At 62.7% G+C, this 12,894-nt stretch carries 7 protein-coding genes and 3 pseudogenes; 4 read left to right on the forward strand and 6 right to left on the reverse strand.

Annotation, left to right across the window (positions count from 1 at the left end; translation table 11 throughout):
* Positions 1-66 precede the first annotated feature (66 nt).
* From H9L14_RS06705 to H9L14_RS06715, 3 genes are all read right to left on the reverse strand, one after another.
* Positions 67-1,464: a methyl-accepting chemotaxis protein gene (locus H9L14_RS06705; protein WP_187709697.1), complete on the reverse strand. Its 1,398-nt coding sequence runs from the start codon at positions 1,462-1,464 to the stop codon at positions 67-69.
* Between the two features lie 76 nt (positions 1,465-1,540).
* On the reverse strand, positions 1,541-2,737 hold the full coding sequence (locus tag H9L14_RS06710) for an exo-beta-N-acetylmuramidase NamZ family protein (protein WP_187709698.1): 1,197 nt from the start codon (positions 2,735-2,737) through the stop codon (positions 1,541-1,543).
* Between the two features lie 9 nt (positions 2,738-2,746).
* Positions 2,747-3,283: a DOMON-like domain-containing protein gene (locus H9L14_RS06715; protein WP_187709699.1), complete on the reverse strand. Its 537-nt coding sequence runs from the start codon at positions 3,281-3,283 to the stop codon at positions 2,747-2,749.
* Positions 3,284-3,329: 46 nt separating this feature from the next.
* Between H9L14_RS06715 and tyrS the strand changes: the two genes are divergently transcribed.
* Positions 3,330-4,553 carry a tyrosine--tRNA ligase gene (gene tyrS / locus H9L14_RS06720; RefSeq protein WP_187709700.1) on the forward strand — a complete coding sequence of 408 codons (1,224 nt, stop codon included), beginning with the start codon at positions 3,330-3,332 and terminating at the stop codon, positions 4,551-4,553.
* On the opposite strand, the pseudogene recG reads toward tyrS, so the two are convergent.
* Positions 4,550-6,609: pseudogene (recG, locus tag H9L14_RS06725) on the reverse strand (ATP-dependent DNA helicase RecG). The gene tyrS and the pseudogene recG sit on opposite strands and share 4 nt — an antisense overlap.
* A pseudogene (locus H9L14_RS06730) lies at positions 6,609-7,501 on the reverse strand (LysR family transcriptional regulator). Before H9L14_RS06730 ends, recG begins: the two co-directional pseudogenes overlap by 1 nt.
* A 330-nt stretch (positions 7,502-7,831) precedes the next feature.
* Here H9L14_RS06730 and H9L14_RS06735 point away from each other — a divergent pair.
* The 3 genes and pseudogenes from H9L14_RS06735 (at position 7,832) to mfd (ending at position 12,052) form a co-directional block, all read left to right on the forward strand.
* Entirely contained in the window at positions 7,832-8,239 is a 408-nt protein-coding gene (locus tag H9L14_RS06735) for a hypothetical protein (RefSeq protein ID WP_222949949.1), read from the forward strand.
* Between the two features lie 53 nt (positions 8,240-8,292).
* Positions 8,293-8,559, forward strand: coding sequence for an FAD assembly factor SdhE (locus H9L14_RS06740; protein WP_187709702.1), 267 nt, complete (start codon positions 8,293-8,295; stop codon positions 8,557-8,559).
* Positions 8,556-12,052: pseudogene (gene mfd, locus H9L14_RS06745) on the forward strand (transcription-repair coupling factor). The gene H9L14_RS06740 and the pseudogene mfd overlap by 4 nt, the downstream one beginning before the upstream one ends.
* On the opposite strand, the gene H9L14_RS06750 reads toward mfd, so the two are convergent.
* Positions 12,049-12,879 (reverse strand): EAL domain-containing protein, encoded by an 831-nt coding sequence (locus H9L14_RS06750; RefSeq protein ID WP_187709703.1) that lies wholly within the window; start codon positions 12,877-12,879, stop codon positions 12,049-12,051. The pseudogene mfd and the gene H9L14_RS06750 overlap by 4 nt on opposite strands.
* Positions 12,880-12,894: the final 15 nt, after the last annotated feature.

Genomic DNA, 12,894 nt, shown 5'->3' on the forward strand with positions numbered 1-12,894 from the left:
AGAACGGGCCCCTGCTACGAAGCAGATGCCCACGTTATCTTCAGTTCATAATCTCGGAAGCGACGATCAGTCGTCGCGGTAAGCGAGCTCGTAATTGCCCCAGCGGCGGCCCTTGATCCACAGCGGAACGAACACGTTCTTCACCGGGATGAACTTCTCGCCAAGCTCCATGCGATAGGTCGCGAGCATCGCAGGCTTCTCGCTCACGATCGCCGCGGCGGTCGTATCGTCCATCATGATGCGCTTGTTGCGGCAGTGCGCATCGTTCCAGAGCGGATCCGGACCTGGAACATGACTGCGCTCCGTGAGGTGCGTCGGCAAATAGCCGTTCACATCGGTGATCGCGGAACCGATCAGGCGCTCGTCTCCACCCTTCACCCGGTCCAGGATCGGCCGAACATAGCGGTCCGCATAGTCGCAGAAACGATTGTCATACTGCTCGGGATTCGATCCCTCGATCAACCGATATTGGCGATCGAACACGTCATCCAAGGTGATCTCGCCACTTTCGAGACCGCGCTCGATAACCGCCTGGATGGCGCGCATCGTTTCCTGAGCTTTCAGGATGAACGGCGTGTCGTCGATCTCCGCGCCCGAATTGGCGAGCGTGTCGAGCATCGTGTTCGACAGCATTTCGAGGTGCTCGAGACGCTTCTGCGCCTGGAGCAACTGGCTGCCATTGTTGCGTGCATCGCCGGCAAAGTCGGTCAGCCCGGCCTTCACGCGGTCGACGCTGGTCTGGATCATGCTGGTCGAGTGCGCGATGCCCTCGGTCTGGCGGTCGACCATCGTAACGATCTCGGCGACCTCGCGGACGGTCTCGCTGATCTGGCCGAAGCCTGACTGGGCTGCACGGCTGCGTTCGACGCCGGTCTTGATCTCGGTGGTGACGGCTCCCGCCTCTCGGGTCAACTCGCCGATCGTCGATGCGATCTGGCTGGTGGCGGCGCGTGTGTCGTGCGCGAGCTTTTTCACCTCGGCGGCAACGACCGCGAAGCTGCGGCCGGCATCACCGGCGCGGGCAGCCTCGATCGTCGCGTTGAGCGCGAGCATGTTCGTCTTGCGGGCAATCGTCTCGATGGTGGAGGAGACCGTCTGAACCTGGTTCATGGCCGACGCGAAGCCTGCCATGCGCTCGCCAAGCTGGACGACGAGATCGGTCAGACCCTTGAAACCGGCGATCGTCCCGTCGATGGCTTCGCGGCCGGCCTCGAGCTTGGCGCGGGCCTGCTCGGACAAGAGCCGGGCCTCGTCGGTCGAATCCGAAACGCGCGCCTGGTCGCCAAGAAGGCGGGTTGTTACCTCTTCGAGCTGGTCGAGCATGCTGAGATGCTCGGTAATGCGGGTCCCGACATCCCTGACGTAACCGGCGACGTCACTGCATTCCATCGACAGGGAGCCACAGTCCCGCGCAACGCTGCGGATCGCGTTCTCAGTGACTTCCTCGATACCGTGTGTGGCCATGACCCGCGTGCGCTCCAACGAATTCCTTCGTGAGCGGGATAGAGCGAAGCCCCTACTCTTTCGTTAACCACGCCATTCAGTAGCGAAGAAAGGCGCGCCTCTGTTCATTCCAAGCACGTTCGTCGGGGAGTGTGATTGCGTCGAGATCGTCCGGCGTCCCGTTCGGATCCTCGACCCATTCGCGGAGCAATGGCGAGCCGTTGATCACGTCGATGGCGAGCTTGTCGAACTCATACTCGTAGGGGAAATCGCGCCATAGCTCGTAATCCGGATTGAGATTGCGGATTACCTTGAAGGCGAGCGCCTGCAGCCGCCACGGCTTGAAATAAGTGTGATCGTAGAAGGGCCCTTCGGCGTGGATGTGCACGCCGTTGCACAGCGTTCCGACATGCTTGTGGAAGGTCGGCTCGAACCAGATTTCGCGCAGCTTGCAGCCTTCGAGCCAGCGCGGTGCAAGGGCGTGCATCTCAGCGATGACCTTGCCCGCATCGATGTCCGGCGCACCGAAAATTTCCAGCGGGCGCGTTGTGCCCCTGCCTTCACTAAGCGTCGTGCCTTCGAGCATCACCGTGCCCGCATAGGCGCGCGCCATGTTGAGGTTGGCGGCGTTGGGGCTCGGGTTGATCCAGACGCGCTCCTGCGGCCAGCCGAAGCCCGGGCCTTCAGGTTGCCAGTCGGCCATTTCGATCACGCGATAATCGACATCCAGCTTGAAGCAATCGATGAACCAGGCGCCCAATTCACCAAGCGTCAGCCCATGACGCATCGGGATCTCAGCGGCGCCGACGAAACTTTCCCAGCCCGATCGCAGGATCAACCCTTCGATCGGCCTGCCTGCGGGATTGGGGCGGTCGAGAACCCAGACACTCTTTCCGTGCTCGGCTGCAGCTTCGAGCACGTAAAGCAACGTCGTGACGTAGGTGTAGATTCGGCAGCCCAGGTCCTGCAGGTCGATGAGGATCGTGTCGAAGGTGCTCATCGATTGGCCGGTCGGACGGCGAACCTCGCCATACAGGCTGAATACCGGGATACCGTAGGTCGGATCGGTGAAGTCGGGCGACTCCATCATATTGTCCTGGAGGTCGCCGCGGACGCCATGCTGCGGGCCGAAGACGGACGAAACCTTCAATCCCGCCGCGAACAAGGCGTCGATACTGTGCGTCAGGTCCTTGGTGACAGAGGCCGGGTGCGCGAGCAGCGCGACGCGCTGTCCTTCGAGCGGGCGTCGCAATTCCGGGTCCGCCAAGAGGCGATCGATTCCAAACAGGCTCATGAAGGCTGCTTAAGGGAGCTTGGCGACGAAGCAATCGGGATGATGGAAATCCGGCTTGTCCGGCGCATGGGCCACCGCCCAGTAGGATTTGGTCCCATCCTTTTCCTCAAGGACCGCAGTGAGATTGAACTCCCAGCTCTTGCCGGCTTCGACCGCAATGGTCGCGCCGAGCGTCCACCATGTCAGATTGTCCTCCATGCGGATGTAAGGCGGGGCGCTCACCTCAAACTCGGTCATGTCTTCGCGGTGATTTGAAAAGCGATAGGCGGCCCAGTCTCCGGACGGGGCGAAATTCCACTCCTGATAGGCGTCCGAGCCTGCCTCTTGCAGGAAGATTTCGAAGCAGGTGGTCTTCCATAGCTCATCGGCTCGAGACGGCTCCTCGGCCGCTGGAATGGCGAAACGCGATGCAGGCGCACCGACCCCGAACCAGATGTTGGTCGTCGCCGTCGCGCCGAAAGCCCCTGCATGATCGACACTCGCCCACACCTTGAAGTCGGGCTGCGAAGGCGGCGTGTCCGGATGCGGAATGAGGTTCAGCTGCATTGCGCCCACAGTAGCAGGACGGAGAGCATCACGCTAAGCGGCGAGCATGACCGAGTTCCGTTCCTCTCTCCTAAAGCTGCTCGACGAGCGCGGATACATTCACCAGCTGACTGACGCCGAAGGTCTCGATGCCCTGGCGTCGAAGGAGATCGTGACCGGCTACATCGGCTTCGACGCGACCGCGCCGAGCCTTCACGTCGGCAGCCTTGTCCAGATCATGATACTCCGCCGCATGCAGCAGGCCGGTCACAAGCCGATCGTGCTGATGGGCGGCGGAACGACCAAGGTCGGCGATCCGACCGGCAAGGACGAGAGCCGCAAGCTTCTCACCGATGCGGAGATCGACGCGAACATCGCCGGCATCCGACGCGTATTCGAGCGCTTCCTGACCTTCGGTGAGGGCCCGACGGACGCGGTGATGGTCAACAACGACGACTGGCTGAGCAAGCTCGAGTACGTCCCCTTCCTTCGCGATGTCGGCCGGCACTTTACCATCAATCGCATGCTGACGTTCGACAGCGTCCGCCTGCGCCTTGATCGCGAGCAGCCGCTCACCTTCCTCGAATTCAATTACATGATCCTCCAGGCCTACGACTTCCTGGAGCTGTCGCGGCGTCACGGCTTGCGGCTGCAGCTCGGCGGGTCGGACCAGTGGGGCAATATCGTCAACGGTATCGAGCTCACGCGCCGCATCGAGGGCACGGAGGTGTTCGGTGTGACGACGCCCCTGATCACCAACCCTGACGGCTCGAAGATGGGGAAGACCGCGCAGGGCGCCGTCTGGCTCAACGAGGAACAGCTGAGCGCCTACGATTACTGGCAGTTCTGGCGGAACACGGACGATTCCAGCGTCGGCAAATTCCTGCGGCTTTTCACCGACCTCCCGCTCGAAGAAGTCGAGCGACTTGAGGCTTTACCGGGCGCCGGGATCAACGAGGCGAAGATTGTGCTGGCTACCGAGGCGACCGCGATGCTGCATGGCCGCGAGGCTGCATCGGCAGCGACTGATACGGCGCGCGCAACCTTTGAGCAGGGTGGTAGCGGCGATAACCTGCCAACACTGTCGGTCGGCGAAGGAGTCAGCCTCGCCCATGCACTGACTCAGCTTGGCTTCACGCCATCGAACAAGGAAGCCCGCCGCAAGATCGCCGAGGGCGCAGTGCGGCTGAACGACGAGGCCGTGTCGGATGCCGCGCTGGTCGTCGAAGTCGGAGGCGAGCCGGTGAAGCTCAGCCTGGGCAAGAAGCGGCACGCGCTTCTGGTGCGCTAACCGCTCCTGATCAGGCCGACCGCTTGATCTCGCTCGAACAGGTAAAGGCAAATCCGCGCGGCTTGTCCCCGAGGCCCAGCAAGGCCTCCGTCGCGGTCGAGCAAGATAAGCGCATCGTCCTGCGCAATCTGGGCGAGTTCCTCGACGTCTTGAGCCGTTGCTACCCGGAAAGCGACTTCGCCCGACTGGCGGGTACCAAGGATTTCTCCCGGACCGCGCAGGCGCAAATCTTCCTCGGCGATGCGGAAGCCATCACTGGTCTCTCGCATCAGGCCTAGCCGGGCGCGTCCTACCTCAGTGAGATTCTGACCGCGGATAAGCAGACAGGTGCTCTTGCCCGTACCACGTCCGACGCGCCCGCGAAGCTGGTGCAGCTGGGCAAGGCCAAAGCGCTCGGCCCCCTCTACAATCATCAAGGTCGCATTGGGCACATCGACGCCCACCTCGATCACGGTCGTGGCGACCAAGACGGCAAGCTCATTGGCAGCAAAACGGGCCATGACCGCGTCTTTCTCCGGGCCTTTCATGCGCCCGTGGACGAGCCCAACCTTGTCGTCGCCGAAGCGCAGGCGGAGTATGCGGGCCCGTTCTTCGGCTGCCGCGGCGTCGCTCTTCTCACTTTCCTCGACCAGCGGGCAGACCCAATAAGCCTGGCCGCCAAGTGCGTGATGGCGCCCCAGACCATCGACCACCTCGCTGAGTCTCTCTTCGCTGATCACGCGCGTTTCGACGGGGGTGCGGCCCGGCGGCATTTCGTCGATCCGGCTGACGTCCATCTCGCCATATTGGGTGAGCGTCAGGGTCCGCGGGATCGGCGTGGCAGTCATGACCAGCAAGTGCGGAGGCTTTTCTGCTTTCGAGGCAAGCAACAGGCGCTGCGACACGCCGAAGCGATGCTGTTCATCGATGATCGCGAGCCCGAGATTCTTGTAACCGACCTTCTCCTGGAAGATCGCGTGCGTGCCGACGAGGATGTCGATCGAACCGTCGGCGAGGCCCATCAGGACGGACTCCCGCGCCTTCCCCTTCTCCCGCCCGGTCAGGATCGCGACACGCACGCCGATGCTGTCGAGTTGCTTCAACAACGTCGCATGATGCTGGCGCGCGAGAATCTCTGTCGGGGCGAGCAAGGCGGCCTGAGCGCCGGATTCGATAGCGGTCAGCATCGACATTAGCGCCACCAGCGTCTTGCCCGAGCCGACGTCGCCCTGGAGGAGCCGCAGCATCGGCGCGGTCTGCGCCATGTCGCCACGGATCTCCTCGACCACGCGCCGTTGCGCGCCCGTCAGATGGTACGGCAGCTTGAGTTTGCCGATTAGCTTCCCGTCTCCTGCAAGTGCGACTCCGCGGTTGCGCCGGGAGGCCTGCCGAAGAAGCAGGAGAGCGAGCTGATTGGCGAACACTTCGTCATAGGCGAGGCGCCGGCGCGGATCGTCCGTCCCCGGATCGCGATGCGCTTCGGCGATCGCCGCGCGCCACGGCCGCCAAGCCTCGCGAGCGGCAAGGCTCGGCTCGATCCACTCGGGCAGCTCCGGGCACGCTCCAAGGCCATCACGGCCAATTCGCGAAGGCGCTTGTTCGTCAGCCCTTCGGTCAGGCCATAGACGGGCTCGCGGATCGAAAGCTCCGAGCCCTTATCCGCCGTAAGCACTTCGGGGTGGATGATCTGCCATTCGTCACCGTAGGCTTCGAGCTTTCCGGCGACCGTCCTCTTTTCACCCATCGGCAGGCTCTTCTTCGCCCAGCCGGGATTGTTGAAGTAAATGAGACTGATCGAGTTACCGTCCGCGTCCGATGCGAACACGCGCATCGGTCCCCTGCCCGACCGTGGCTCGCGCGTCTGGAAGGGCGTTAGATCGAGGATGACATTGCATCCGAGCAGGTTGCCGGTTGCCGCTCGTGCCCTGACTCGCTCGATCACGCCGGTCGGCAGGTGATAGAGGAGGTCCACGACACGTGTGATGTCGAGACGCTTGAGGAGTTTCGCGACCTGCGGGCCGACGCCCGGCAGCGTATCCACCTCTGCGAATAGTGGATTGAGAACGTCGGGCCGCATCAGCGCACGCCCATCAGCAGTTCCGGATGGCGATCGAAATGCGCGGCGATCGAATCGAACAGATCGCGCGCCGGAGGCCGACGCAGGATCGCACGCCGTCCGATAAGATAAATCGGCACATCCCATTCTTCGAGTGGAGGAAAGCACCGAACCAGATCCGAATCGCCATCCCCGATTGTGCAGGGCAGCGCCGACAAAACCGATCCGGAAGCGACAAGCGATTTGATCGCCCGATAATTGTTGCACCGCGCGGGAGGAGGACCAGACGACGCAAACTCTTCAAGCCACAGATAGACCGGGAGGGTCGCGGGGACGCCCCCGACCAGCGCAATCGGATGTCCGGCAACGTCCGCGGGGCGCGCGGCCGCTCCTCTGCCGAAGAGTGGGCCGAAGCGTAGATTGTCCATCCGCTCGGCGGCAGCTGGCGGACAATCAGTTCGTCGCTGGTCGGCCGGTCGCGTCCGCGAACCCCAATGTCGGCTTCGCCCCGTGCAAGATCGTAGATGTGATCGCTTGCAAGGAGCTGCGTCTGGACACGTGGCCATCGGGATCGGAAGTCGCGTAGAACCGGAATCAACAATTGCTCGAAATGATCGAGGAACGTCAGCCGGATCAGATTCACTTCAGCGCCGGTGAGCCCGTCCACCTCGGCGGTGAACTCGCAAACCGACCGCTCGATGCGCTGCGCGGATGCATACAAGCCGTGCGCGGCATCAGTGGGCATCAGGCCCGTAGGACTGCGCTCGAACAACGCTAGGCCGAGGTCATTCTCGAGAGCAGCAATGCGCCGGACGATCGTCGGCTGGCTAACTCCCCGGGCGTTTGCGGCGCGGCCGGTCGTTCGCTCCCGATAGAGCGCGAGAAACACGCCGATATCGTCCCACGAGAACACCGCCGACAGCTATTCACATCTGCATAGCCCCTTGCAAGCATTTCGATTGAGCAACGACTTGTCGAGGCGTAGCCGCGCCCTCGCAAAAGGGAGCATCACCAATATGTTGAAAGTTGCGATTGGCCTCGCGGCTGTGTCCGCGAGCGCCTTGCTATTAGCGAATCCGCCCGGGACCACGGCAATTCCTGCCGAGCCCACGCTGGACCAGGTTCGGGCGGCCACCGAGCGCTTCAAGGATGTGAAGGTCGCTTTGGCGGAAGGTTATATCCGCGATCCGTCGGACACCTGCGACTCAGCGGAGATGATGGGCCGGCCCGCAAGCCTCGGGCCATGGGCATCCATTTCTTCCGGCCCGACATGCTGGGAATCTCTGCGCCGCCCAACCCGCGAGTCAACGGCAACGGGACGCACACCGACTTCAACAAGCCCGCGATCCTCATCTACGAACCTCATGCCGATGGTTCGCTCCAGCTGGTCGCCGTCGAGAACTTGGTCTTCCGGAAGTCCTGGCATGCCGCCGGTAATACAAAGCCGCCGAGCTTCCACGGCGTCGAATGGGACACGATGCAGGATGACCCTGCCACCAAGATCGACGAGGCCCACATGTTCGAGCCCCATTACGACCGCCACGTCTGGCTCTATCGCGAGAACCCGAGCGGGATATTCGCGCAATTCAATCCGAACGTCAGCTGCAAGGCGCACAAGCAGACGCACCAGATGGCTGGAATGAACATGTAAATTGCGTGGGGGACGGACTTTCTTTGAGGGCATCCCTCCACTACATCGCAGGCATGCTTCCAGACGAGGAATTGAAGCGCCTGCGCTGGCGCGCGCACCATCGTGGCACGCGCGAAGCGGACATGCTGATCGGCGGGTTCTTCGACGCTCACAATGCGTCGTGGAGCACTGATGAGCGCGCGCTTTTCTCCGCCTTGCTGGAAGAGCAGGACGTCGACATCATGGCCTGGGCCATCGGAACCGCCGAGGCACCACAGCGCTTCGCTGGTCCCATGATCGATGCCCTGAAGCTTCTCGATTACATCCGGAGCGCGCGATGACGGACACGTTGCAGCACGTCCTCCGCGCTTCCGAACCGCTGACTCTTGCCGGCGTACCGCCGGGCTTCCTGCCGGTGCTCGCTGCCGATCTCGCTCGCGCGGCGCATGGATCGGCGAAGGGCGGCCGTGCGGTACTGATCGCTTCGGACGAAATGGCAATGCGGGCGCTGGCGGAGACCGTCCCGCTTTTCGCGCCGGAAGTGGAAGTGCTGACCCTTCCTTCGTGGGACTGCCTGCCATACGACCGCACCTCCCCAGCCCTGCGCGTCATGGCCGAACGGCTGGCAACGCTGAACGCGCTGCAGCTGAAGGCCACGAGTCCTCAGCTATTGGTCGTTACGGAGAATGCAGCGACGCAGCGCCTGCTGACCCCGTTTCGCGTACGTCAGCTTACCCAGCGTATCGAAGAGGGCGCGCGCATCGACCGCAACCGGCTGGTCGCCCAGCTGAGCTCGCTAGGATACGAGCGGGTCGAGTCCGTCGCCGAGCATGGCGAATATGCCGTACGTGGCTCGCTGGTCGATCTTTTCCCGGCCGGCGAGACCATGGCGCTCCGCCTCGATTTCTTCGGCGACGAGATTGAGAGCCTTCGCCGTTTCGATCCCGCCGACCAGCGCTCGACGGACCGAGCCAAGGCCTTCACGCTCACGCCGGCGTCCGAGGCTCTGCTCGACGAGGAGACTATCAAGCGTTTCCGCTCTCGCTATCGGGAAACGTTCGGAGCGACTGCGACAGGCGACCCCCTTTACGAGGCCATCTCGGACGGGCGCCGAATGAGCGGGATGGAGCATTGGCTCCCTTTATTTGAAGAGCGGCTGACAACCCTGTTCGATCATCTTGGCGAGGCGGACATCATCGTCCGTGACGCCGGTGTGGACCAGGCGCTTGCCGCGCGGCGGGAGTCGATCGACGATTATTACGCCAACCGTCGCAAGACGATGTCCGGCGAAGCGGGCAGCTACCGTCCATTGGAGCCGGGCGCGCTCTACCTGACGGAGGAGGAATGGAATGCAGCCGTCGCCGAACGGCCCATCCACCTGACGTCACAATTCCCCGAGCCCGAAAGCGACAGGATCGTCAGCTTCGGAGTCGAAACTGCTCGAGACTTCACGCCCGAGCGCACCCAGCAAGCCAATATCTACGAAGCTGTCTCTAATCATATCTCGAAGCTTCGGAAAAGCGGACATAAAGTCGTTCTGGCAAGCTACAGCGTCGGTGCCCGCGAGCGCCTGTCTGGCCTACTTGGCGATCACGGCTTGAAGACCCAGAAGCTCGTCGACAATTGGCAGGAGGCGCTCGGCAGCAAGACCCAGCCTGCGCTGATGGTCTTGCCGCTCGACCATGGCTTCACCGCGCCGGACGTCGCCGTCCTCACCGAACAGGACATGCTCGGCGACCGGCTGGTCCGCCGCCGCAAGAAGCGCAAGGGCGCGGCCGCATTCCTATCCGAGCTTGCGACACTCTCGCCTGGCGATCTCGTCGTCCACAACGACCATGGCATCGGCCGCTACGAAGGCCTGACATCGATCATGGTCGGCAAGGCGCCGCACGACTGCGTGGCGCTGGAATATGCGGGCGGGAACAAGCTCTACGTCCCGGTCGAGAACATCGACCTGCTGACGCGCTACGGCAACGAGAGCGAGGGCGTCGCGCTCGATCGCCTTGGCGGCGAAGGCTGGCAGCGCCGTAAGTCGCGGATGAAGGAGCGCATCCGCGAGATCGCGGGCGAGCTCATCAAGACCGCGGCGATGCGCGCCACACGCCCCGGCGTTGTGATCGAGGCGGACAGCGCTTTTCCCCAGTTCGTCGATCGCTTCCCTTACGAGGAGACGGACGACCAGGACCGCGCCATCGAGGACGTCCTTGCGGATCTAGAATCCGGCAAGCCGATGGACCGCCTGGTTTGCGGCGACGTCGGCTTCGGCAAGACGGAGGTCGCGCTTCGCGCTGCCTTCGTCGCTGCGATGTCAGGAATGCAGGTCGCGATCGTCGCTCCGACCACTCTTCTCGCGCGGCAGCACTATCGAAATTTCACGGAGCGGCTTGAAGGATTTCCAATTAAGGTTGGGCGGCTGTCGCGACTGGTCCCCGCGACCGAGGCGAGGAGCACTCGTGAAGGTCTTGAGAATGGCCAGGTCGACATTGTCATCGGCACGCACGCGATTCTCGGGAAAGGGATCAAGTTCAAGAAGTTGGGGCTCGTCATTGTCGACGAGGAGCAGCATTTCGGAGTGACCCACAAGGAACGGCTGAAGGCGCTGAAAGCCGACGTTCACGTGCTGACACTGACCGCAACGCCAATCCCGCGCACGCTCCAAATGGCGATGAGCGGTCTCCGTGAGCTCAGCGTTATCCAGACGCCACCGGTCGATCGCCTCGCCGTCCGCACCTACGTCACGCCGTGGGATCCAGTTGTCGTTCGCGAAGCACTGCTCCGTGAACACTATCGCGGCGGGCAAAGCTTCTTCGTCGTTCCTCGCATCGCTGATCTTCCGGACGTGGAGGAATGGCTTCGCGAGGAAGTGCCGGAGGTCAAGGCGGTCACCGCCCACGGCCAAATGGCGCCGACCGAAGTGGAAGAGCGCATGAGCGCCTTCTACGATCGCAAGTATGACGTGCTGCTTTCGACCACGATCGTCGAGAGTGGCCTCGACATTCCGAGCGCTAACACGTTGATCGTGCATCGCGCCGACCGGTTTGGCCTCGCCCAACTCTATCAACTCCGCGGCCGGGTGGGCCGTTCGAAGGCTCGCGCTTACGCTTACCTCACGACCCCGGCTGATCGTTCGATCACGGAGACTGCGGAGAAGCGCCTTCAGGTGCTTGCCAATCTCGACAGCCTCGGTGCCGGATTCCAGCTTGCGAGCCACGACCTCGACATTCGCGGCGCGGGTAACCTGCTCGGCGACGAGCAATCAGGACACATCAAGGAGGTCGGTTTCGAGCTTTATCAATCGATGCTGGAGGACGCGATCGTCGAGCAGAAGGCCGGCGGCATTCCACGGCCCGAGGGTTCACTCCGCAGATCAGCGTCGATGCACCGGTCCTCATTCCGGAAACCTATGTGCCGGACCTCGACCTGCGCATGGGCTTGTACCGTCGCCTCGGCGAGCTGGACGACAAGCAAGGCGTGGAGTCTTTCGCGGCCGAGATGATCGATCGGTTCGGAGCGCTTCCGTCGGAGACACAGAATTTGCTCAAGATCGTCGAGACAAAGCTCAACTCGAAGAAGGCGATGATCGCCAAGCTTGATGTTGGGCCCAAGGGTGCGCTCGTCACCTTCGCGGACGGCGGGTTCCCGGATCTCGCGGGCCTCCTCGGCTATATCGACCGGCTGAAAGGCACGGCTAAGCTCCGACCGGACAGCAAGCTCGTTGTTTCACGGGATTGGCCGACGCCAGAAGCACGGCTCAACGGCGCGTTGCAGCTTTCAACTGGGCTGGCGCGTGTGGCCGCGGCAAGTGATCGTGCGAAGGAGCCGGTGGCCGCCTAGGCGGCATTGGCCTGCGAAACGGCGACGAAGCGTGAGAGCTCCACTTCGTCGAGCGCCCCGGCGCCCAAGAATCCCTGGTAGAGGTCGCAGCCCCATTCCGCGAGCAACACGAGCTGAGAAGTGCACTCGACGCCTTCGACGATGACGGTCAGGCCAAGGTCACGGGCAAGAGAGAAGATCGACCGAACGACGATGCGGTCGCGCTCACTGGTGCCAATTCTGGCGACCAAACCGCGGTCGATCTTCAGCGCGTCCAATGGAAGGCTGCCGAGATAGGAAAGGCTTGCGTAGCCTGTTCCAAAGTCATCCAGCGCAACCTTGATTCCTTCCTGGCGAATTCTCGTCAGTCGCTCCGCAACCGCTTCCAGGTCGCTGAGCAAGGCATTCTCGGTAATCTCGATTGTGACCCTCTTGGGGTCGATCCCCACGGAATTGATCTGGCCGATAAGCCAGTCGACGTAGTTGTCCTGCAGTATGTCTTCCGGAAGAAGGTTGATCGAAACACGGAGGCGCCGCAGCGGCCCTTCCCATGCCGCTGCAGCGCGCAACGCCTTGAATTGAACAAGGCGCGAAAGGGGTTCGGAGAGCCCGGCTGCTGCCGCCCGAGCGAACAATTGTTCTGCTCCAGCAACACGATCCCATCTCGCAAGGGCCTCGGCACCGGCGACTTCGCCGCTGGCAGGATCGATCTGCGGCTGGAAAACCACGCCGATCTGCTGGTGAGCAATGACCGCCGCTAGGAGATCATCCTTGCGCCGCCGAGGTACGGGAGACTCCCGCCGGTCCTCGTTGCGTTCCCTGGTCTCTACGCCATCCCGCTTCAACATGGATGATTGGCTAGC

Origin of the sequence: Sphingomonas sediminicola (genome assembly GCF_014489515.1) — a bacterium.
Classification (GTDB): Bacteria; Pseudomonadota; Alphaproteobacteria; order Sphingomonadales; family Sphingomonadaceae; genus Sphingomicrobium; species Sphingomicrobium sediminicola.

Bases quoted from the DNA above. Each gene is read 5' to 3' on its own strand.
- H9L14_RS06740 (WP_187709702.1), top strand. From the start codon at position 8,293: ATGCTTCCAGACGAGGAATTGAAGCGCCTGCGCTGGCGCGCGCACCAT.
- H9L14_RS06750 (WP_187709703.1), bottom strand. From the start codon at position 12,879: ATGTTGAAGCGGGATGGCGTAGAGACCAGGGAACGCAACGAGGACCGG.
- H9L14_RS06715 (WP_187709699.1), bottom strand. From the start codon at position 3,283: ATGCAGCTGAACCTCATTCCGCATCCGGACACGCCGCCTTCGCAGCCC.
- H9L14_RS06705 (WP_187709697.1), bottom strand. From the start codon at position 1,464: ATGGCCACACACGGTATCGAGGAAGTCACTGAGAACGCGATCCGCAGC.
- tyrS (WP_187709700.1), top strand. From the start codon at position 3,330: ATGACCGAGTTCCGTTCCTCTCTCCTAAAGCTGCTCGACGAGCGCGGA.
- H9L14_RS06735 (WP_222949949.1), top strand. From the start codon at position 7,832: ATGGGCATCCATTTCTTCCGGCCCGACATGCTGGGAATCTCTGCGCCG.
- H9L14_RS06710 (WP_187709698.1), bottom strand. From the start codon at position 2,737: ATGAGCCTGTTTGGAATCGATCGCCTCTTGGCGGACCCGGAATTGCGA.